Raw genomic sequence first — 20,319 nt, forward strand, 5'->3', positions numbered from 1 at the left:
CGTACCCCAGTCGGCGGGGGTACGGGCCGCCTCGGTGTCAGGCTCCCGCGGAGAGGCTCCGGCGGCGTTCGCGTGCCAGGGACATCGCGTGTTCCACGACCCCCACCAGCACGTCCTTCACCGATTCCCGGTCCCGTGCGTCGCACAGCAGCACCGGTACCCCGGGATCGAGGTCCAGCGCCGTCCGTACGGTCACCACGGGGTGCCGGTCGGCTCCGTCGAAGCAGTTGACCGCGACGACGAACGGGATCGCGCGCCGCTCGAAGTAGTCGATGGCGGCGAAGCAGTCGGCGAGGCGACGGGTGTCCGCGAGGACGACGGCGCCGAGCGAACCCTGCGCCAACTCGTCCCACAGGAACCAGAAGCGGTCCTGCCCGGGCGTGCCGAACAGGTACAGCACCAGGTCCTCGCGGAGCGTGATGCGCCCGAAGTCCATGGCCACGGTGGTGGTGCTCTTGCCCTCCACTCCCCCGGTGTCGTCGACACCGACGCCCGGCTCGGAGAGCCGTTCCTCGGTGCGCAGGGGTCTGATTTCGCTCACCGCGCTGACCAGGGTGGTCTTGCCCACCCCGAAGCCGCCCGCGACCAGGATCTTCAAGGTCAGCGGCTCGACCGGCGACACCGCGTGCATGGCACCGGTGCGGCTAAAGCGCCCGAAGGCCATCGATCACCTCACGCAGAATGGATTCATCAGGCAGTTCTGCCGGTGGTACCGGCCTGGTCACGTGGACCAGTTCCTCATCGACCAGGTCGCCGATCAGGACGCGGACGACCCCGACGGCGAGGTCGAGATCGGCCGCGAGTTCGGCGACCGACTGCGGTCGGCCCCGGCACAGCCCGAGGATGTGGGCGTGTTCCGGGGAGAGGGTCATGTCCCAGACCGGATCGTCGGCCGCCGGTTCGGCGACGACGAGCGCGATCAGGTCGAGTCTGTGCTGACCCGCGTGGCTGGTCCGGCCACGGGTCATGGCGTACGGGCGGACGACCGGTCCCGCGTCGTCGTCGAACCAGTGCGCGTGGTCGGGGTCCAGCTGGTCGGGGTCGGGGTCCAGCTGGTCGGGGTCGTGGTGGGGGTAGGACGGGTCGACGGGGAGACCGGCGGAGATGTCCGTGGGGTGGCCCTGGCCTGAATCACTCATGCCCTACGACTCACCCTCCGGCTGGCAGCCCGGTGCGCGGGGCGGTCGCCAGGTGGTCGCCGACGCGCTTGACCATCAGCGTCATCTCGTACGCCACCTGACCGACGTCGGAGTCGGCGTCGGCCAGGACGGCCAGGCAGCTGCCGTCGCCCGCGGCCATGACGAAGAGGAAGGCCTCGTCGAGCTCGACGACGGTCTGGCGGACCCGGCCGGAGTCGAAGTGCCGGCCGACGCCCTTGGCCAGGCTGTGGAAGCCGGAGGCGACCGCGGCCAGGTGCTCGCTGTCCTCGCGGGTCAGGTCCTTGGAGCTGCCGGTGGGCAGGCCGTCGCCGGAGAGGACCACCGCCTTGCGGATGGAGCCGACCCGGTCGACGAGCTCGTCGAGGAGCCAGTTGAGCGGGCCGGAGCCGCGGCCCCTGGTGTCGTTGCCGGTCTGCGGTGCGGTCATCGACCGTCCCCTTCGTTCTCGTTCGCGGGACCGCCGGCGGCGGATGTGCCTGCCTCGGTCTCGGACTTCTGCTGTGCGTGCTGGTTGCGGCCCGCCGTCCAGCCACGCTGGAGTGCGGACATGCGCGTACGTACGTCTTCCGCGTCACGGTCGGCCGCCTGGTCGGGGGCGGCTTCGGCGGGTGCGGCGGACGGGGACTTCTTGAGCTGGGGCGCCAGGCTCGCCTGGCGGACCCGGCGGGGCAGCCCGCCGATGCCGGGGCCGGGTGCGGCGGTCCCCGCGTCGGATCCGGCTTCGGATCCGGCCGGGGAGGGCTGCGGGACCATGGACACCGGGCGGGGTTCCACCCGGCGGCCGTGGTCGGCGACCAGAGTCGGGGTCGGGCGGCGGCGCGGCAGCGGTACGGCGCCCTGGGAGCGGGAGCCGTCCGGACGCGGGGCCTCCACGCGCTGGGTGTCCAGCCGGACGGGGCCGGTGGGCGCGTGCGACTCGCGGTCGCGGTCGCCCTTGCGGGGGCCGCCGCGGTCCGCGTGCCGGTCGGTGTGCGGCCGGTCCGCCGGGCGCAGGCCCAGGAGGGCGCTGCGCGGGATGCCGTTCGGCGGGGTCTCGTCGTCGAGCGTCGCCATGACCGGGCGGGCGGCGGCGCCGGTACGGCTCGTGATCGCCGTGGGGGCGTCGTCGTGCACGGCGGGGTCGTCGAGGCCGTCCAGCCGGTCCCGGCCGTTCAGGCCGCCGGCCGGAAGCGGGGCCTCCAGCTCGACCGGGCCGCGCAGGTCGCCGACGGGCAGCTGGCGGCCGGACGTCGCGCGCTGCATGGCGGCGGCCGTGGGCCGCTCGGAGCCGGCGCGGCCGGCCTTGTCGGACCTCAGGGGCTTGGCCGCGGCCCGGGCGCCGTCGAACCGGGCGCCCGCGCCGTTGGTCTCGGGGGCTTCGGTCAGCAGGGCCGCGGGCAGGAACAGCACCGCGGTGGTGCCCCCGTACGGGCTGGGCTGGAGGACGACCTTGACGCTGTGGCGCTGTGCGAGGCGGCTGACGACGAACAGGCCGAGGCGGTCGGTGTCGGAGAGCTCGAACTCGGGGGTCTCGGCGAGCCGGAGGTTCGCGTCGAGCAGCGCTTCGGGGGTCATGCCGAGGCCGCGGTCGTGGATCTCCAGGGTGAAGCCGTTGGCGACGCGCTCGCCGTGCACCTGGACCGCGGTGTGCGGCGGAGAGAACACGGTTGCGTTCTCCAGGAGTTCGGCGATGAGGTGGGTGACGTCGGCGACGGCCGGGCCGACGATGCCGAGGCGGGTGAGCCGGCGTACCTCGATGCGCTCGTAGTCCTCGACCTCGGCGACGGCGGCGCGTACGACGTCCATCAGCTGGACGGGCTTGCGCCACTGGCGGGAGGGCGCGGCGCCGGAGAGGATCACGAGGCCCTCGGCATGCCGGCGCATGCGGGTGGTCATGTGATCGAGGCGGAAGAGGTCGGCCAGTTCCTCGGTGTCCTCGGTACGGCGTTCCATCGTGTCGAGGAGGGTCAACTGGCGGTGCAGCAGCACCTGGTTGCGGCGGGCCAGGTTGACGAACACCTCGGAGACGCCGCGGCGCAGGTCGGCCTGCTTGACGGCGGCCTCGACGGCGGCGCGCTGGAGGGTGTTGAGGGCCTGGCCTACCTGGCCGACCTCGTCCTTCTCGTATTCGAGGTGGGGTGCCTCGGTCTCCACGTCCACGTGTTCGCCCGCGGCGAGGCGGCGCATCACGCTGGGCAGCCGGACGCCGGAGGCCTCGTGGGCCTCCTTGCGCAGCCGGGACAGGTCACGGACGAGGTCGCGGCCGATGCGCACGGACAGGACCAGGGAGAAGACCAGTGCGAGGAAGCCGAGGATGCCGGCGGCGGCGGCCTGGACCATGACGTCCGTGGCCACGGGCTCGATGCGCTCCTGGTAGCGGTTGCCGGCGGCGGTGTTCATGGCCGCCAGTTCGTCGAGGACCTTGATGGAGGCCTCGTCCCACTGGGCGGCGGTGAGGTTGCGCGGCTTGTTGACCGCGCCGCCGGATATGAAGCGCTCCTCGGCGTCGCGCAGCGGCTGGGTCTCGGGGTTCTTCCAGTACTGCTCGAAGCTCTGCCGGTCCTCGGCGGGGAGGGTCACGAGGTTGAACTCGTAGAGCAGGGAGCGGTTGGCCGCGAAGTCGGAGACGTGGCGGACGTCGGGAGCGGTGATGTTGCGCGCGGCGAGGGCGGAGGCGATGACGGCGTCCTCGCGGGAGAGCAGTTCGCGGGCGCGGCTGATGCCGACGAGGGCGCGGCCTTCCTTGTCCACCTCCACGTTGTCCAGGCCGTGGAGGTTCATGAGGAAGTCGTAGCAGGGGTCGACCAGTCGGTTGTAGAGATCCAGGGCCTGGGTGGGATCCAGGGCGTTCTGGTCGACGGATCGGCGCATGGTGCCGATGCCTTGGAAGGCCGCGACGATCGACCGCAGGCGCTGGGCGCTCTGCGGGCTCAGCTCGTCGATGACCTTGGAGTCGCGGGCGCTGACGCTGATCTGCTCGACGGCCTGGTCGGTTTCGGCGCGGCGCTTGGTGAGTTCGGCCGTGGCGGCGGCGGCCCGGGGGTCGCCGAGGACGACCAGGGTCTGGCGCCGTTCCTTCTGGATGACGCGGACGACGTCCTCCACGGGGTAGCCCACCTTGTCGATGATGTAGGCCACGTCGAAGAGTTGGACGGCCTCTCGGCCGGTGATGACTGTCGCGAAGCCCCAGAGGGCGGTCAGGGAGACGAGCGGCACAAGGAGCAACGCCACGATCTTCCGGCGGATGGACTTCCCGCGAAAGCGCATGGCCTCCCCAGCCTCCCCCAGGTCAACCCCGTTACCGGGGGTCGGTGTTCCGTCATTTAAACGGCGTGAGCCTACTACTGCTGCGGGGCAGCTTCGAAGGCGTGTCCGGACGTTTTCGGCCTGACCCCGGGAGGAAGATCACCAGTTGTCCGACACTTCCGGTCAAGACCGGCCCGATATGTGGCAGATGACACTTGGTGGGGCGTCAGTTCCCGCAACCCGATGGATGGCTGGAATTATTCGTTCCGCGATCATTCCGGTGCGAGAACGTATCCGCGATCCGGGAATCTCCCGGCGCCGCCGAACGTCTGTCAGTTCGAGGGGCGTGCCGGAACGGACGTGAGGGACGGCTGTGGCGGGGCAGACGCGTCACGTGGCAAGTGGGCAGGGCCGGCAGGCATGACGGACCGCGCGGTGGGGAGTGAGCGGACCATGAGCAGTGACGAGGGCGGCGGTGTGGGTGCGGGCCTGGGTGCCGACTCGGCCGGGCGGGGACTGTGGGTCGAGGAGCCGGCGCGGCGGCGCCGGATGCCGGATTCGGTGCGGACGTCCGCGGTGCGGGCGGTGCTGATCGTGTCCGTGACCCTGACGCAGGCGACGATCACGTTCTTCCTGACCCTGACCGGGTCCTGGCTGGCCCTCCCCATGGGGCTCGGGGCGATAGCCGGGACGATCGTGGCCACCTGGGGCGTGCTGGACGTGTTGATCACCCGACAGACCTGGAACCAGCGGTACGGGGTCCTGTCGGAGCCGAGCAGCACGGCGCGCGGCCGCCGCCGGGCGGCCCGGCGGGCCTCCCGAGCGGCCCGGGAGGCCGCGGCGGGCCGAATACCCCGCGAGGACGGCCCTCTGGCGGCCTCCGGGCGCTATTCGACGCGCTGACCGCCCGCGCCCCCGGCCGTGCGCGCGTACGCCCCACAAGGCCGCCTCACGCCGACGTGCGCGCCCGGGTGCCCCCGAGGAGGACCCTCCGACGGTCTCCGGGCACTGTTCCGCGCGCCAGCCACCCTCTCGCCCGGCGTGCACGCCTCGGTGCCCCGAGGCGGCCTCGCGTCGACGTGCGCGCCCGGGTGCCCGAGGCGGCCTGGCGTCGGCGGCCCACTTGGTCCCCATGAGGACGGCCCTCCGGGCGCTATTCGGCGCGCCGGTCGCCCTCGCGCCCCGCGTGCGTGCGTCCCCGCGACGATGTCTCACGTCGACGCGCACGCCCGGGTGCCCCCGAGGCCGCCTGGCTTCGGCACGTCTGCCTGGTCCCCGCGAGGACGCCCCTCCGGCGGCCTCCGGGCACTGTTCCGCGCGCCGACGCCCTCACGCCCGGCGAGCGCGCGTGCGCCCCGCGAGGACGCCTCGCGTCGGCGCGCGCATGCGGCCCCGCGACGATGTCTCGGGTCCGCGTGCGCGTGTCTGCCGTGCTCTCGCGTCAGGAGACGCCGCTGCGGCGGAACATGCGGGTGGCCGTGATCTCGCCGTGGATGGTCTCCGCCTCCGCGGACTGCTGCGGCAGACCCGGGCGCAGGTGTTCCTCGACGCTGATGTACTTCAGGCCCGCCCGCAGGTCCGCGTCGTTGCGCAGGCGGATCACCAGCGGGAACTCGGCGAGAGCCGTGGTGTCGAACAGGCCTGTCGTGTAAAGGAGTTGGACGCCGAGGGCGTCGGAGACGGCCCGCTGGAGCTCCAGCAGGTACGTCGCGTTGGCGCGGCCGATCGGGTTGTCGAGGAACAACGTGCCCGCGTGCCGGTGCTTGTCGCGGCCTCGGTCGTTGCTGCGCAGCGCCGCCATCGTGCAGTACAGCGCGATCGCGGCGGTCAGCAGCTGCCCGCCGGAGAACACGTCGCCCATCTGCCCCACCGGCACCCGCTCGGCGCGCAGCACCGCGTCCGGCTTGAGGATCTCCACGGAGATGCCCTTGGGCTCCAGGGCCGCCTGGACACCCCTCAGCAGCAGGGACATGCCGTCACGGCGGCCCTCTCCGAAGGAGGCACTGCTGTTCTTCTTCACGGCCGCGCGGGTCGCCTCGTCGATGACCTCGCCGAGCCGCTCGGTGAGCGTGGCCTGGTCCGGCTCCTCGAAGCGGATCCGCAGGAACTCCTGCCCCGACCACTCGCCGAGGCCCTCGGGGAGCTGCGAGAGTCGCTGCGCGGAGCGGAGCGTGGCCAGGGCCGATTCGACGAGGCCGCGCAGGCGGTCGACGATGCTGTCGCGGTTGCGCTCCAGCTGCGCGAGTTCGTCGGTGAGGACGCGCAGCCGGGGCGCGAAGGCCGCGGCCCAGGCCGCCGCGTGCTCGGGCAGCGCGGAGGCGGGCAGTTCGCGGATCTGCTGGCGCGCGGGGGTGCGTACCTGCTCGTAGCGGGTGGCGTTGGCGTGCCGGACCAGGATGTCGCTCGCCTCGCGCACCGCGGCCTCCGCGGCCGACAGGTCGGCGGAGCAGCCGCGCAGGGAGCGGCGGGCCTCGGCGGCGGACTGGCGGGCTTCCTCCAGGGTGCCCGCGTGGGGTACCGGCTCCTGCTCGTCGTCCTGGTGGGTGTGGTCGCGCAGCAGGTCCCGGAGCATCGCCGCGGTCTCGTCGAAGCCACCGGCGCCGTCCTCGGCCGTGCGGTGGGCGCGCAGCAGGTCCGTGTGGGCGGCCCGGGCGCCCTCCACGGCCGCGGTGTGGGCCGCGAGTTGGGCCGTGGCCGTACGCAGCAGGGCCTGGGCCTGGTCGACGTCCTCGGGGACGAGCTCCTCGGGGAGTTCGGTGTGCGCCTCCCCCTCGGTGGGAGCGTGCCGTTCGGCCTCGCCGCGCAGTCGGCCGAGCTGCTCGCTCGCGGTGGACGCGCGGGTCTCCAGCATCTGCACGAGGGACTCGGCCCGGGCGGCCGCGGCCTGCCGGGAGGGGCCGTCGGCGCCGTCGGTGCCTTCGAGGAGCTGCGCGGCCCGGGTACGGACCTTGTTGGTGAGGCGGTCGAGTTCGGCCAGGGCGGCGCTCTCGTCGCTCTCGGCGCGGGCCTGTTCGGCGCGCAGGTCGGCGCCGACGCCGACCTTCTCGTAGAGCTGGGAGGCCGCGCGGTAGGCCTCGCGCAGGTCGGGCAGCGGCGCCCGGGGGGCGTCACCCTCGCCGTCGGGCAGTTGGTCGGGGGCGCCGGCGATCTCGGCGCGCTCCGCGCGCAGCGCGCGGGCGGTGCGGCGGGCGTCGTCGGCGGCGCGCTGGGCGGCTCGGCGGTCCTCGTCGGCGGCGCGGGCGCGGTCCAGGCACACCTCGGCGCGGGCCTCGGACTCGGCGGCTTCGTCGGCGAGTTCGCGGAGCTTGGCCTGCCAGCCGGCACGTTCGCGCAGCCGGAAGGCGAGCCCGGCGAGGGCGTCGGCGACGCGGCGGGCTCGCTGGGCGGTGTCCTGGCGCTCCTCGCGGACCCGGGAGGCGTCGGCCGCGGCCTCGTCGGCCTCGGCGCGTACGGTACGGGCCTCCGCGAGCTCGGCGTCGGCCTCCTCGGCGAACATCCGGGCGGCGGCGGCCGCTTCCGCGAGTTCGGTCAGGCGGCCGGGCGGGCAGCCGGTGCGCCAGGAGCCGAGGCGGGCGGCGAGTTCGCGGTCACCGCCGAGGCGGGCCGCGAGGTCACGGATCTCGGTGTCACGGGCGGCGGCGCGCTCGCGCAGCGCCTGGCGTTCCTCGTCGGCGGCGCCCTCGTCGTGCATGGCCGGGTTCGGCGGTACGAGGAACACCCCGGAGTCGGCCGCGTCGCCGGCCGGCGGCAGCGGGGCCAGCAGGGCGGCGGCCGTGCCGACGGCGACGGTGGAGCGGGGCAGCAAGGCGGCGCCGGACAGCACCTCGCGGGCCCGGCCGTGGGTGTCGGGGTCGGTGATGACGACGCCGTCGACGAGTTCGGGTCGGGCGGCGAGGACGGCGGCGTGGTCGGCGGGGTCCACGGACTGGGCGAGGTAGCGCCAGCCCGGCAGGGCGGGGATGCCGTGCTCGCCGAGGTATTCCACGGTGGCCAGGACGTCCGGGCCGGGCGGCAGCAGCCCGCCGTCGCCGAGCGCGCCGAGGATGCGGGCGTCGTCGGCGGCGGCGGTGCGCAGCTCGAAGAGCTGGCGCTCGGCCGCGGCGACCCCGTCCGTCAGCAGGGTGCGCAGGTCGTCGGCGTTCCGGTCGAGGTCGGCCACGGTCAGGCTCTCGCCCCCGGCGGACCCGGCGGACCCGATGAGGGCGGTGGGGCCGGTGGCTCCCGGGCGGCCGACGGCGCCGGCGGCGGTGGCCGCGACGGCGGCGTGGGCCTGCGCACCCGCACGCGGGTGCGGGAGGAAGGCGTCGGGGACCGACGGCAGCCCCAGCAGCTCCGCCAGCCGCGGGGCGGTGGCGAGGGAGGCCGCGGCCCGGTACTCCGCGTCGTGGGCGCCCTCGGCCGCGTCGGCGGCGTCCGCCGCACGGGCGGCGGTGAGCTCGGCGCGGGATTCCGTCGCGGCGGCCTCGCGGGCGGCCTCGGCGGCGGCACGCGCGGCCTCCCGGGACTCGTCCCAGGCGGCCACGGCCGTCTTCTCGGCGTCGCTGGCGGCGAGGGCCGCACGGGCCGGGTCGGCGTCGGGGGCGGTGTCGTCGAGCCAGCCTGCGCGCACGGCCTCGGCGGTCTCCTGCTGGACCTCGGCCAGCCGGGAGCGCAGGTGCTCGGCCTCGCTGCGGGCCCGCTGGGCCGCCGTGGCGGCGGCGGTGGCGTCGCGGTGCGAGGCCTCGCCGGCGGCCTGGAGGGCGGCGGAGCGCTCCTCCTCCTCGTTGGCGAGCCGCTCGCCGTGCTCGGCGGCGGTGTGCAGGGCCCGGACCAGCTCACCGGCGGCCGTGGCGCGGGCGGCCAGTGCCGGGGCGGCGTCCCGCTCGGCCTCCAGGATCGCGGCGGCGACGCGCGCGGAGCGGTCGGCGGCGGCCCGGTGGCGCAGCACGTTCTCGGCGGCCTGCCAGGCGGAGTGCAGCGTGCGGGCTTCGAGGAGTTCGCGGCGCTGGGCGGCGGCGGCCTTGTCGGCGACGGTCAGCGCCAGCGAGGCGTGCCGGTAGGCGAGTTCGGCGGAGACGGCGGCGCTACGGGTGCGGGCGGATTCCGCCGCGGTGACCTGGTGGGCGGCGCCGGTGACCCGCTGGGCGAGGTCGGCGGCGCGGCCACGTTCCTCGGTGGCGCGGGCGGACAGCCGCCGGGCGAGGGTGCGCGTACGCCGTTCCGCGCCCGCGTGCACGTCGCGCAGCCGGGAGCGGGCGCCGGCGGCCTCGACGATGCGGGTGAGCAGGTCGACCGAGCCGGCGGTGAAGTCCCGTTCGGCCATGAGCTCGGCGCGACGGCCGAGCTTGTTGCCGAAGCCGTGGACGAGGTCGGCGAGGCCGTCCGTGTCGCGGGTGTCGGTGACGGCGCGCAGCAGGAGGTCGGTGAAGTCGGAGTCCTTCTTGACCGCGAAGAGGCCGGCGGCCTCACCCTCGTCGGCGTTCATCTCGCGCTGGTAGCGGAAGAGTTCGGGGTCGAGGCCGAGGTCGGTGAGGTGCTCGTTCCAGCGGTCGTGGATCTCCTCGAAGTACACCTCCAGGTGCGGGTACGTCTTGCCCGCCTCGGTGAGGGAGTCGCGGAAGCCCTTCATCGTGCGGCGGCGGCCCTGGGCCCCGGAGGCGCCCTCGACGGGCGGGCGCACGGAGGTGGCCTCGGCGACGGGCAGGCTGTCCAGGCTCAGGCCGGGGCCGGGGCGGAAGGAGTACCAGGCCTCGGCGAACTTCCGCGGGTCGTTGGAGACCTGGCGGCCGCGCCATTCGCTGACCTTGCCGACGACCACGCACTCGCCGGTCTGGGTGTGCTGCCACTCCAGGGCGACGTGGCCGCAGTCGTCGGCGAGCAGGAACTTGCGCAGCACGCCGGAGCTGGCGCCGCCGAGGGTGTTGCGGTGGCCCGGGAGCATCACCGAGAAGATCAGCTTGAGGAGGACGGACTTGCCGCCGCCGTTCTCCAGGAAGAGCACGCCGGCGGGCGCGGGCCGGCGCGGCGGGCCGGTGGGCTCGTCCTCGAAGAACTCCGCCTGGGTCGGCGCCGGGTGGGGCACCGGCTCGCCGACTCCGCGCAGGTCGAGCACGGTGTCGGCGTAGCGCGCGCCGGCGGGCCCGATGGAGTAGAGGCGGATCCGGGACAGCTCGTACATGGCGGCGGACTCTCGTGGTGTCTTGGTGAGGCAGGACGTACGGGGATCGGGGCGCGGGCCGCGGGGCCCGGGGGCTCAGGCGTGGAACGGGAGGCCGGCGTCGGCGGCCAGATCCAGGTCGTCGCCCTCGGGCGGCGGCAGCAGGGTGGCGGAGCCGTCGCTGACGGGGACCACGCCGAGCTCCAGGAGCTCGGCCATCGCCGCGCTGCCCGCCATGTCACGGACCTGGAGTTGGTAGCGGGGGGTGGTGCGGTAGGTGCCGCCGGCCTCGTCCGCGGTGCGCTGGAGGAAGCCCGAGTCGGTGAGGAAGGCGGCCGCCTTGCCGACGATGCCGGTGGTGGAGCCGGCGAGGCGGCGGGCGTCCTTGGTGGCGCCGGTCGCGCTGCGGCGGGCGTAGACGCGCCAGGCGGCCTCCAGGCCGGGGGCGTCGGAGGCCGGGTCGGTGTTCTCGCCGAGCTCCTCGGCGCGCTCCTCCAGGCGGCGGCAGGTCTGCCGGACGAAGGCGTCGACGCCGTTGACGGTGATGCGGCCGATGTAGCCGTCGTCGGCGAGGTCCTCGGGGCGGGGGAAGGCGAGGGCGGCCACGGCGAGGTGGGCGAGGCCGTGCAGGAAGCGGTCGGCGGAGTCGGCGGCGGTGCGGCGGGCGTAGTCGCCCATCCGGACGGCGAAGACGGAGTCCTCGCCGGCGGCCACGGCCATGCCGGCGCGGGGGGACACCTCCAGGACGACGAGGCCGAGGCCGGTGGCGACGGCGTCGGCGAGCCGGCCGAAGGCGGGCTCCTCGCGGTAGCGGCGGAGCAGTTCCGCGTACTCGGCGTCGCGGGCCGGGAGCAGCTTGGGCTGGAGCCCGAACGCGACGAGCCGGGCCGCGTCGGCGGCGTCGGCGGGGGTCACGGAGCCTGTGGTGGCGGGCGCGACGGGAGCCGACGGCGCGTCGGGCTCGCTCCACGCGGGGGTTTCGGCGTGGTGGTCGCTCACGGGTGCGTCTCCTCGGCGGTGCGGGCTGTACGGGTCGTACGGGTGAGAGGGGCGGGATGTGTGGTGCCGCGTGACGATGCGGAGGCGGTCGGCCGTTTCAGCCTCGCCGGCGTTTGAGGCGCGGGGTCCGGGGCGGAGCCCCAGGAAACCCGGCTCCGCCGGGCACCGGGCTCTGCCCGGACCCTCCCCCAGCTACCGCTGGGAGGTACCCCCTGCTCAAACGCCGGCGAGGCTGAAACGGCCGGGCGCCGCCCGAGCGAGGCCTGAGTGGGCGCCATCGGGGCCGGAGCGGTGGTCATGAGGCCTCCGCGCGGTCGGCCGCCATGCCGGCGGCGTCCAGAAGGGCGGTGCCGACGATGAGGTCGGCGCCGCCGAACTCGGGGTCGTCGAGCTGCGTGCCGTCGTCCACGGCGAAGAGCAGCCGCTCCTCGCCCTGCCGATAGGCCGTGCCGACGGCCGGGCTCGCCGCGTGGACGGCGAGCAGGGCCACCAGGTACGGCAGTTCCGGATCGCTGCGGCGGGCCTCGGCGAGGATTCCGGACAGCCGGCGCGGGGCGTCGTGCGGGAGGTCCAGGAGTGCCGTCGCCGCGGCCAGCTGCTCCTCGCTGAAGCGGCTGTCGTCCGGGGTGGCGATGAGGTCCGGCTCCGGCATCTCCGCGCCGAGGTGCTCCCGCTCCACCGGCGGGGTGAGGAGGATCTCGACCAGGTCGGACACCCGCACCGAGACGGGGGTGCGCAGCCCGGCGCCGGAGGCGAAGAAGGCGGCGGTGACCCGGCTCGCCTGCTCCAGGGGCAGCGGCAGCAGCGGCGCGACGAGTTGGCCGTAGAGGTCGATGCCGGAGCGGGGCGCCGGGGCCGCGAAGGCCTGGCGGTCCTGTTCGGCGCGGAACAGCGGGCCGGCGTCCAGCAGCCGGGACTGCAGCTGGGTGTGCCGGCGGATGCAGTCCTTGACGATGTCGACGAGCTCGGCCGCGCGCCGCTTGTTCTCCGGCTCCTCCGCCTCGTCGCGCGCCTTGCGGATGTTGGTGAGGATCGCGTTCTCGTGCCGGTAGCGGTCGGCGACGTGGTCCAGGGCCTCGGCGATCATGTCGGGCACGGCCTGCAGCCAGTCCACCGCCCGCACGTTGCGCCGCGTCGCGTCCAGGGTGCGGCGCAGCGTCTCGGCGTACTGGACGGTCCGGTAGCGGGCCTGCTCGGCGGCGAGCTGGGCGTCGGCCAGCCGCCCGCGGCTGATCAGCACCTCCAGCTTGACCTCGGCGGCGATCTGGGCGCTGGTGACGTCGGTGTCGAGGGCGCCGACGAGGACGTTGACGGCCTCGTCGGTGGTGCGCAGGTAGACCACGCCGCCGTGGCCGGGGACCTCTTCGATCAGCTTGAAGTCGTAGTCCCGGCGCACATAGACGCCGTCGGGGCCGAAGGTGCCGTAGATGGCACGGAATCCGCGGTCCACGCTGCCGACGTTGATCAGGTTCTCCAGCACCCAGCGGGCCACCCGCTCGTGCTCGGCCGCCGGGCGGGACGGTGCCTGGGCCGCGACGCGCGGCAGCAGCCTGGCCACTATCTGCTCGTGGTCGGCGCCCGTGTCGAAGTCCATGTTGAGCGTGACCAGGTCGATCGCGGCCAGCGCGACCTCCGCCATCGCGTAGACCCCGTACTCGCCGGCCAGATTGGCCTTGCGGACGTCGAGGTCGTGCAGCGGGGCGGTGCAGGCGAGGGCGCGCAGCCGCCGGGCCAGGCCCTCGTCGGCGGCCGGGCCCGGCGCCGGGGACGGAAGGGTCTTCGCCGGGGCAGGGAGAGTCACGGACAAAGACTAGGTCCTGTTGCTGACAACATCCCAAACGGCATGGTTCGGCCGGATCGTCCCCGCATGCGCTCCGGTCGCCTGCTCTACGCTCGGCGCATGGATTCCATGATCGCATCCACCGCTGTGATCGACCTCAACGCCGACCTCGGCGAGGGCTTCGGGCGCTGGACCCTCACCGATGACGAGGCTCTGCTCTCCGTCGTCACGAGCGCCAACGTGGCCTGCGGCTTCCATGCCGGTGACCCCTCCATCATGCGCCGGGTCTGCGAGCTGGCCGCGGAGCGGGGCGTACGGATCGGCGCGCAGGTGTCCTACCGCGATCTGGCCGGCTTCGGGCGGCGCTCGATGGACGTGCCGCCCGGCGAGCTCGCCGACGAGGTGGCCTACCAGATCGGGGCCCTGGAGGTGTTCGCGCGGGCGGCCGGCTCCCGGGTGTCCTACGTGAAACCGCACGGCGCGCTCTACAACCGCACGGTGCACGACGCGGGCCAGGCCGCCGCCGTGGTCGCCGGTGTGCGGCTGGCGGCCGGGTCCGGGGCCACCGGGGGTCTGCCGGTGCTGGGCCTGCCCGGGTCGCTGCTGCTCGCCGCCGCCGTGGAGGCCGGGCTGGCTCCCGTACCGGAGGCCTTCGCCGACCGCGCGTACACGCCGGCCGGGACGCTGGTCCCGCGCGGCGAGCCCGATGCCGTGCTGCACGACCCGGACGCGGTCGTCGCGCGGGCCGTCCGGATGGCGGCCGTGGGGGCGGTGACGGCGGCCGACGGCTCGCCGGTCCGGGTGGCCGCGCGCTCGTTGTGCCTGCACGGGGACACCCCGGGCGCGGCCGGGCTCGCCGGCCGGGTCCGGGAGGCGTTGGGTGCGGCCGGGGTCCGGGTGGAGGCCTTCGCGTGAGGCCTCTCGTGGTGGGCGCCGCGGCGCTGCTGATCGAGCTGGACTCGGCGCAGGAGGTCGCCGCGCTCCACGCCGAGCTGCTGCGCCGCCGGGACGCGGGTGAGCTGGGGCCGGTACGGGAGCTGGTGCCGGCCGCGCGGACCGTGCTGCTGGACGGCGTACGGGACCCGGCCGCGCTGGGCGCCCGGATCGCGCGGTGGGAGGTGCCGGCGCTCGCACCGACGCAGGGGCCGCAGGTCAGCGTCCCGGTGCGGTTCGACGGCCCGGACCTGGTGGAGGTGGCCCGGTTGTGGGGGGTCGCCCCGCGCGAGGTCCCGGGGATCGTCGGCGCCGTCGACTTCCGGGTGGCGTTCTGCGGGTTCGCGCCGGGCTTCGGCTATCTGACGGGGCTGCCGGAGCGGTTCCACGTCCCTCGCCGCGCGTCTCCCCGTACGGCCGTCCCGGCGGGCTCGCTGGCGCTGGCCGGGGAGTACGCGGGGGTGTACCCGCGCTCCTCCCCCGGCGGCTGGCAGCTGATCGGCTCCACGGACGCGGTGCTGTGGGACCCGCGGCGGGAACCTGCGGCGCTGTTCGCACCCGGCGTCCGGGTCCGGTTCACCCACGAGAGCGACCTCACGCAAGAGACCGACCTCACGCACGGGCGCGACCTCACGCAGGAGGACGACGGACGTGGCTGAGGAACTGCCGGAGCCGTCGGGGTTGCTCGTGGTGCGGCCGGGCGCGCTGACCACGGTCCAGGACCGGGGCCGCCCCGGGTACGCGCACCTGGGGGTCCCGCGCTCGGGGGCGCTCGACACGGCGGCGTACGCGCTGGCCAACCGGCTGGTCGGCAACGCGGCGGGCGCGGCGGCGCTGGAGACGACCCTGGACGGGGTCGGGCTGCGGGCCCTGGCTTCGACCGTCGTGGCGGTCACCGGCGCGCCCTGTCCGGTACGGGTCTCCGGTCGCCCGGTGGCCTGGGGAGCGCCGGTCCGGCTCCCGGCGGGGGCGGAGCTGGAGGTGGGCCGGGCGGAGTCGGGGGTGCGCGGCTACGTCGCGGTGCGGGGAGGCCTGGCCGGCCCGCCGGTCCTGGGCAGTCGCTCCACGGACCTGCTGTCGGGGCTGGGGCCGCCGGTCCTGGCGGCCGGGATGTTGCTGCCGGTGGGCCCGCCGGGCCCGGACCCGGCTCTCGCGGCGGATGTCTGCGGCCTGCCCGGGCCGCCTTCGGAGCTGCTGCTCCCGCTGGCGCTCGGGCCGCGGGCGGACTGGTTCACGGAAGCTTCGCTGGCCGGGCTGTGGGGGGCGGTGTTCCGGGTCTCGCCCCGTTCGAACCGGATCGGGCTGCGCACCGAGGGCGGTCGCGCGCTGGTCCGTGCCCGGGCCGGGGAGCTGCCGAGCGAGGGCATGGTGCTGGGCGCGGTCCAGGTGCCGCCGGACGGGCTGCCGGTGGTGTTCCTGGCCGATCACCCGGTGACGGGCGGCTACCCGGTGGTGGGGGTGGTCCCGCCGGGCCCGGCCCTGGACGCGGCGGCGCAGGCCCGGCCGGGGACTCCGGTCAGGTTCGTACGCGGCCGCTGACACGGGAGTACGAGGCCGAGCAGCGGGCGGGTCGGGAGGAGGAGGCCAGGTCGGGCGGCGGCGCCACGCCTTCCCCGCAGCCGAGCACCGCGGCACGGCCGAAGCCGTGGCCCGGCGGGCACACGCACGGCGCCCCCGGTCCGTTCCCCGGACCGGGGGCGCCGTGCGTGCTGCGCGAAGGCGGCGCGGTGCCGGCTACACGGCCGACTCGGGGGTGATGCGGCTGCGGACGGCGGACTGGACGTCCTCCTCCTCCGCCGGATCGGCGGCCAGGCGGCGCAGACGCGGGGCGACGCGGGCGTCGGCCGTTTCGGCGTGGTGGGCGGCCACCTCGCGGGTGGTCTCCTCGCAGTCCCACAGGCATTCGACGGCGAAGCCCGCCGCGAAGGAGGGGTCGGTGCTGGCCAGGGCCCGTGCGGCCCGGCCGCGCAGGTGGGACGAGGCGGTCTCGCGGTAGATGTGGCGCAGCACGGGGGCCGCGCAGCCGATGGCGAGTCGACCGGCCCCGTCCACCAGGGCGAACAGGCGCCGGGTGTCCGGGCCCGCACCGCGCACGGTGGAGCGCAGGGCGCCCAGTACCAGGGTGGCGTCCTCGGCCGCGCCGCGGGCGGCCAGGATGGCCGCGGCGGCCTCGCCGAGGGCGTCGGGGCGGTGGACCCAGCGTCGGGCCCGTTCGACGGCCTCGGGGCCGCACATGCGCTCGTAGGCGGCGACGGCGGGCTCGTCGGCGGCGGCTTCGATGAGGTCCAGCACGGCCGGGTTGTCCGGTTCGGCGAGGACCAGGTGGTGCAGGGCGGTGGCCCGGGCGGCCTCGCCGTCGGCGCCGGCGGCGGCCGCGAGGATGGCGGAGCGGTCCTCGGGCTGGGCCACGGCGGCGAGGCAGCGGGCTGCGGGGACGTGCAGCGGGGTACCGCGGCGCAGCCCGTCGGCGGCCCAGTCGAAGACGGCCTGGACGCCCCAGCCGGGCCGGGGCCCGCTCGGGGTCATCTGGCGCTGCCAGCGGTCGAAGGAGCCCTGCTGACGGGCGGCGCGCAGGCGCTCGCCGTACTGGGGGATCTCCTCCCACAGGCTCCACGGGCGGGGCTCGTAGGCGTCGCGGACGGCGGCGGCCAGCCGCGCCTCGCCCTCCGCCGTGGCGGGGAAGCGGGCGAGGACGGCGGCGGCCAGTGACCGCAGGCCTTCGTCGTCGTCGCGCAGGGCCAGCTCGTCGAGTGCCCAGGCCCAGTTCGCCCCGGTGGCGGCGTAGCGGCGCAGCAGCATGAGCGCGTCGTCGCGGCCGTAGGAGGCCAGGTGTCCGAGGACGGACAGGGCGAGGCCCGTGCGGTGGTCCTCCTCGTCGACGAGGTCGTCGGCGCTGAAGAGGTGGGCCTCGATCTCGCCCAGCGGACCGGCGAGGTCCAGGTAGAGCCGGGCGTAGTACAAGGAGCGGTTCTCGACCTGCCAGTCCTGGCGCGGGTCGCGGAGCACGCACTGGTTGACGGCCTCGAGGGCCTCCGCCCTGGGTGCCGCGAGTGCGTGCAGCGTGCCGTCGCCACGGCCCCGCTGGAGGAGCCCGAGCAGGGTACCGCTCGGCGCTATGACTGGTTCGAACATGGGAATGGCCTCAAATCAAGCTGGGGACGCAACCGGGAATCGGGATTCACAGGGCCGCGTAACAGCATGTGAGGACGTCCGCCGTCATGTTCCGCTCGATGTAGACCATTGCCTTCTCACTCTCGTCGGTGCTTCGTGACCATGGAGGCCGGGCCGGGCCGGCACACCCTTCGTGTCCTGCCCGCTTCTGCCCGTCCCCCGTGCTCGCGAATCGAATCCGACGCCATGATGACCCAGGCGGTTTGTGCGCCGCGACCACATTTATGGCCGCCGTGACCAACCTGTGAGGTCCGGATGTGTCCAGGCCGCGCCAGATGCCCGGCAAAACCGGACTACTCAGCTCCGAAAAGTTCCAGCAGGTCGGCCTTGGCGAACATGCGCGCCGTGTCCACGGCGGAGGGGGTTCCGGCCTTCGGGTCGGCGCCGCCGGCGAGCAGCGCGCGGATGACGGCCTCCTCGCCCTTGAAGACCGCTCCGGCGAGCGGGGTCTGGCCGCGGTCGTTGGCGCGGTCGGCCTCGGCGCCGCGGGCCAGCAGGGCCGACACGGCGTCGGCGTGGCCGTGGTAGGCGGCGAGCATGACCAGGGTGTCGCCGCGGTCGTTGGTGAGGTTCGCCGGGACGCCGGCGTCCAGGTAGGCGGTGAGCGTCTCGGTCTCACCCTGGCGGGCGAGGTCGAAGATCTTGGTGGCCAGCTCGATGACGTCCTCGTCGGGGACGTCCTGGGAACCGGAGCCCTCCGCTGCGTGCTCGCTCATGGTTCGTACCGCCTTTCACTCGTTGCTGACATGGTCCGCCCGCCCGTCACGGCGTCGCAGACCCGGCCGGGGCCGGGCGGGCAGGGGGGTGCACGGCGCTGCGTCCGTACGGGTGAATCGCCAGAGTAGCGCCCTGGCCTGCACATGTCCGGGTCGGGCCGAGGCAATGATCACCCTCGAAGCACCGCGCGCCGAGCACGCCACCCAGGCTGAGCCGGTCAAGTGAAAAACCCGCGAATTCACCCGTATGCACCTTTTGTCGCATTGATACTTCCTGTGAGCCTGGAACAACTGATGGTGACTGTCCCCACCAACCAGGAGAAAACCTCATGGTCCTGTCCATCTCAGGCGTGGTCCTGCTCGGCATCATCTGCTTCCTGTTCTTCAAGAAGGACGGGATGAAGCTGACGCACGCGTTCGTCTGCTCGCTCTTCGGTTTCTTCCTCGCCGGTTCCGCCATCGCGCCGAGCATCACGGCGAGCACGGCGAGCCTCGCGAGCCTGCTCGGCGGGATCAAGCTCTAGCCCGGCCGTCACCCGACGACACCAGCAGCACCCGGAACACCGTCACACCCACAACTCCAGGAGACGCCCGTGGCCCGGCGCCCACTTCCCCGCATCCTCAGCAGCGGCACCATGTCGCTGAACCGGGGCCGCGACCTCGCTCGCACGGCCGCCGACAGTGCCACGGACGTCCTCCATCCGCTCCTCGTCATCGGACGCGGCCTGCGCATCCTGGCCGCGGCCGGACGGCGCCGGTGGTCGCAGACCCCCAAGGACAAGCGTGGTCCCGCGCTCTTCCTCGGAGCGGCCTGCGTCCTCGTGGTCGCACTCGTCCCCTACGGCCCCCTCCTCGCCATGATCACCCTCATGGCGGCGGCGGCCTGGCACGGACGCGACCGCACCCCGGCGAAGACCGGACCCAGCGATGCCGAGACCGAACGACTCGGCTCCCTCTACGAAGCCCTCGTGCCGTACTTCTCCATCCCTGAGGACCCGAGCCCGCTCTTCGCCCACGGCGGGGACTGGGACAAGGCCCTCAGCGGCTACGAGTTCGACGAGGCGGGCCGCATCACCCGGCTCCACATCCGCTACCCGGCCTACTTCACCGACGGCGAGGCCACCTCACGGGCCCGGATCGAGGCACTGCTGCACGCCAAGTCCGGGCGCGGACGGGAGTATCTCTTCGACTGGGACGAGGAGGGCAACCAGCTCGACCTGAGGGTGCTGGCGGCGCTGCCGACGGGCATCGCCGCCCAGCCGTTCGTCACCTCCCCCGGCGAGACCGTGCTCGGCTTCACCGACGCCGGCGGCGTGCAGCGCACCCTGCCCGTCCTGGAGGGCGACGAGCCCCGCGACGTACCGCCGGTGATCTGGCGCACCGGGCCCCGCTCCACCGAGCCCCATCTGCTGGCCGTCGGCCAACCCGGCAGCGGCACCTCCACCCTGCTGCGCTCCGTCGCCCTGCAGGCCCTGCGGCAGGGCGGTGACGTACTGATCGTGGACGGCGGCGGCAGCGGCGAGTACTCCTGCCTGTCGGGCCGGCGCGGCGTCCTCGCCGTGGAATGCGGGCCCACCGGGGCGCAGGCCACCCTGGAATGGGCCGCGCAGGAGACCGAACGCCGGCTCATCGCCACCCATCGGGCCCGGGAGGTCGGGCGGCCCGCGCCCGAGGACACCCGGCGGCCCCTGTGGATCCTGCTCGACCAGCCGAGCGTGCTGGCCCACCTCGCCGTCGCCGAAGGCGGCCCCGACCCGCTGGCACAGCTGCAGGTGCCGCTGCGGCACGGCCGGCCCGCGCACGTCACGGTGGTGGTGGCCGAACAGTTCGGGCACCTGGAGCTGCTGAACGACGCCGTCTGGCAGCACACCCGCGCCCGCGTCGTGCTCGGGCCCGCCGCCGTCCAGCAGGTCGCGGACGTGCTGGGACTGCCGCCGCACACCACCCCGACGGCCCAGGTGCCGCCGGGACGCGGGTACGCCCGGCTCGGCACCGGGCCCGTGCACCGGCTCCAGGTGCCCGCCACCCCGGACCCGTACGACGAGGCCACGCACCCGGCGTACCGCCAGGCCGTGCTGGAACTGCTGCCGGAGCGGCAGCCGGGCCCGGACCGCCTCCTGTCGGCCAAGTCGCTCCAGGCACCGGCCGTCGACGCGCCGGAGGTGGCGGCGGAGGCGCCGTAGGCCGTTCCTGCGGATC

At 74.7% G+C, this 20,319-nt stretch carries 15 protein-coding genes; 6 read left to right on the forward strand and 9 right to left on the reverse strand.

All coding sequences use genetic code 11. The features are described 5' to 3' along the window. Positions 1 to 37: 37 nt before the first annotated feature. The 4 genes from BCL76_RS19215 to BCL76_RS19230 are packed head-to-tail and all read right to left on the reverse strand — an operon-like array spanning position 38 to position 4,406. The gene (locus BCL76_RS19215) at positions 38 to 664 is read right to left on the reverse strand and encodes a GTP-binding protein (protein WP_030016310.1); all 627 of its coding nucleotides are present in this window, start codon (positions 662 to 664) and stop codon (positions 38 to 40) included. Next, a complete protein-coding gene (locus BCL76_RS19220) occupies positions 645 to 1,139 on the reverse strand; it encodes a DUF742 domain-containing protein (RefSeq protein ID WP_258309797.1) in 495 nt (164 codons plus the stop codon). The genes BCL76_RS19215 and BCL76_RS19220 overlap by 20 nt, the downstream gene beginning before the upstream one ends. A gap of 10 nt (positions 1,140 to 1,149) precedes the next feature. Beyond that, positions 1,150 to 1,587, reverse strand: coding sequence for a roadblock/LC7 domain-containing protein (locus tag BCL76_RS19225; protein ID WP_030016314.1), 438 nt, complete (start codon positions 1,585 to 1,587; stop codon positions 1,150 to 1,152). Next, positions 1,584 to 4,406, reverse strand: coding sequence for a nitrate- and nitrite sensing domain-containing protein (locus tag BCL76_RS19230; protein WP_109780738.1), 2,823 nt, complete (start codon positions 4,404 to 4,406; stop codon positions 1,584 to 1,586). Before BCL76_RS19230 ends, BCL76_RS19225 begins: the two co-directional genes overlap by 4 nt. 432 nt (positions 4,407 to 4,838) lie before the next feature. Between BCL76_RS19230 and BCL76_RS39015 the strand changes: the two genes are divergently transcribed. Further along, positions 4,839 to 5,288 (forward strand): hypothetical protein, encoded by a 450-nt coding sequence (locus tag BCL76_RS39015; protein ID WP_181382627.1) that lies wholly within the window; start codon positions 4,839 to 4,841, stop codon positions 5,286 to 5,288. Between the two features lie 538 nt (positions 5,289 to 5,826). Here BCL76_RS39015 and BCL76_RS19240 read toward each other — a convergent pair. The 3 genes from BCL76_RS19240 to BCL76_RS19250 all read right to left on the reverse strand — a co-directional run bounded on the left by BCL76_RS19240 (position 5,827) and on the right by BCL76_RS19250 (position 13,321). Further along, entirely contained in the window at positions 5,827 to 10,542 is a 4,716-nt protein-coding gene (locus BCL76_RS19240) for a hypothetical protein (RefSeq protein ID WP_109780739.1), read from the reverse strand. A gap of 75 nt (positions 10,543 to 10,617) precedes the next feature. Beyond that, positions 10,618 to 11,520, reverse strand: a complete 903-nt coding sequence (locus tag BCL76_RS19245; protein WP_109780740.1) for a hypothetical protein — start codon at positions 11,518 to 11,520, stop codon at positions 10,618 to 10,620. 295 nt (positions 11,521 to 11,815) lie between these two features. Beyond that, positions 11,816 to 13,321, reverse strand: coding sequence for a hypothetical protein (locus tag BCL76_RS19250; RefSeq protein ID WP_258309798.1), 1,506 nt, complete (start codon positions 13,319 to 13,321; stop codon positions 11,816 to 11,818). Between the two features lie 126 nt (positions 13,322 to 13,447). Between BCL76_RS19250 and BCL76_RS19255 the strand changes: the two genes are divergently transcribed. From BCL76_RS19255 to BCL76_RS19265, 3 genes are read left to right on the forward strand one after another with little or no spacing between them, the layout of a single operon-like run. Then, positions 13,448 to 14,215: a LamB/YcsF family protein gene (locus BCL76_RS19255; protein ID WP_109781029.1), complete on the forward strand. Its 768-nt coding sequence runs from the start codon at positions 13,448 to 13,450 to the stop codon at positions 14,213 to 14,215. Further along, on the forward strand, positions 14,212 to 14,892 hold the full coding sequence (locus tag BCL76_RS19260; RefSeq protein ID WP_109780742.1) for a 5-oxoprolinase subunit B family protein: 681 nt from the start codon (positions 14,212 to 14,214) through the stop codon (positions 14,890 to 14,892). The genes BCL76_RS19255 and BCL76_RS19260 overlap by 4 nt, the downstream gene beginning before the upstream one ends. Beyond that, complete coding sequence (locus tag BCL76_RS19265) at positions 14,885 to 15,772, forward strand: biotin-dependent carboxyltransferase family protein (protein ID WP_258309799.1); 888 nt, start codon at positions 14,885 to 14,887, stop codon at positions 15,770 to 15,772. The genes BCL76_RS19260 and BCL76_RS19265 overlap by 8 nt, the downstream gene beginning before the upstream one ends. A gap of 195 nt (positions 15,773 to 15,967) precedes the next feature. Here the strand turns inward: BCL76_RS19265 and BCL76_RS19270 are convergent, their stop codons facing one another. After that, the gene (locus BCL76_RS19270; protein WP_109780743.1) at positions 15,968 to 17,365 is read right to left on the reverse strand and encodes a hypothetical protein; all 1,398 of its coding nucleotides are present in this window, start codon (positions 17,363 to 17,365) and stop codon (positions 15,968 to 15,970) included. Between the two features lie 332 nt (positions 17,366 to 17,697). Further along, a complete protein-coding gene (locus BCL76_RS19275; RefSeq protein WP_109780744.1) occupies positions 17,698 to 18,120 on the reverse strand; it encodes an ankyrin repeat domain-containing protein in 423 nt (140 codons plus the stop codon). Between the two features lie 329 nt (positions 18,121 to 18,449). Between BCL76_RS19275 and BCL76_RS19280 the strand changes: the two genes are divergently transcribed. Together BCL76_RS19280 and BCL76_RS19285 are read left to right on the forward strand one after the other, a co-directional pair. Continuing rightward, positions 18,450 to 18,644 (forward strand): hypothetical protein, encoded by a 195-nt coding sequence (locus BCL76_RS19280; RefSeq protein WP_030031218.1) that lies wholly within the window; start codon positions 18,450 to 18,452, stop codon positions 18,642 to 18,644. 69 nt (positions 18,645 to 18,713) lie between these two features. After that, the gene (locus BCL76_RS19285; RefSeq protein WP_109780745.1) at positions 18,714 to 20,303 is read left to right on the forward strand and encodes an ATP-binding protein; all 1,590 of its coding nucleotides are present in this window, start codon (positions 18,714 to 18,716) and stop codon (positions 20,301 to 20,303) included. Positions 20,304 to 20,319: the final 16 nt, after the last annotated feature.

This window comes from Streptomyces sp. CG 926 (assembly GCF_003148825.1).
Lineage (GTDB): Bacteria > Actinomycetota > Actinomycetes > Streptomycetales > Streptomycetaceae > Streptomyces.

Excerpts from the sequence above, each read along its gene's own strand:
- BCL76_RS19215 (WP_030016310.1), bottom strand. The coding sequence starts at position 664 with ATGGCCTTCGGGCGCTTTAGCCGCACCGGTGCCATGCACGCGGTGTCG.
- BCL76_RS19220 (WP_258309797.1), bottom strand. The coding sequence starts at position 1,139 with ATGAGTGATTCAGGCCAGGGCCACCCCACGGACATCTCCGCCGGTCTC.
- BCL76_RS19225 (WP_030016314.1), bottom strand. The coding sequence starts at position 1,587 with ATGACCGCACCGCAGACCGGCAACGACACCAGGGGCCGCGGCTCCGGC.
- BCL76_RS19230 (WP_109780738.1), bottom strand. The coding sequence starts at position 4,406 with ATGCGCTTTCGCGGGAAGTCCATCCGCCGGAAGATCGTGGCGTTGCTC.
- BCL76_RS39015 (WP_181382627.1), top strand. The coding sequence starts at position 4,839 with ATGAGCAGTGACGAGGGCGGCGGTGTGGGTGCGGGCCTGGGTGCCGAC.
- BCL76_RS19240 (WP_109780739.1), bottom strand. The coding sequence starts at position 10,542 with ATGTACGAGCTGTCCCGGATCCGCCTCTACTCCATCGGGCCCGCCGGC.
- BCL76_RS19270 (WP_109780743.1), bottom strand. The coding sequence starts at position 17,365 with ATGTTCGAACCAGTCATAGCGCCGAGCGGTACCCTGCTCGGGCTCCTC.
- BCL76_RS19275 (WP_109780744.1), bottom strand. The coding sequence starts at position 18,120 with ATGAGCGAGCACGCAGCGGAGGGCTCCGGTTCCCAGGACGTCCCCGAC.
- BCL76_RS19280 (WP_030031218.1), top strand. The coding sequence starts at position 18,450 with ATGGTCCTGTCCATCTCAGGCGTGGTCCTGCTCGGCATCATCTGCTTC.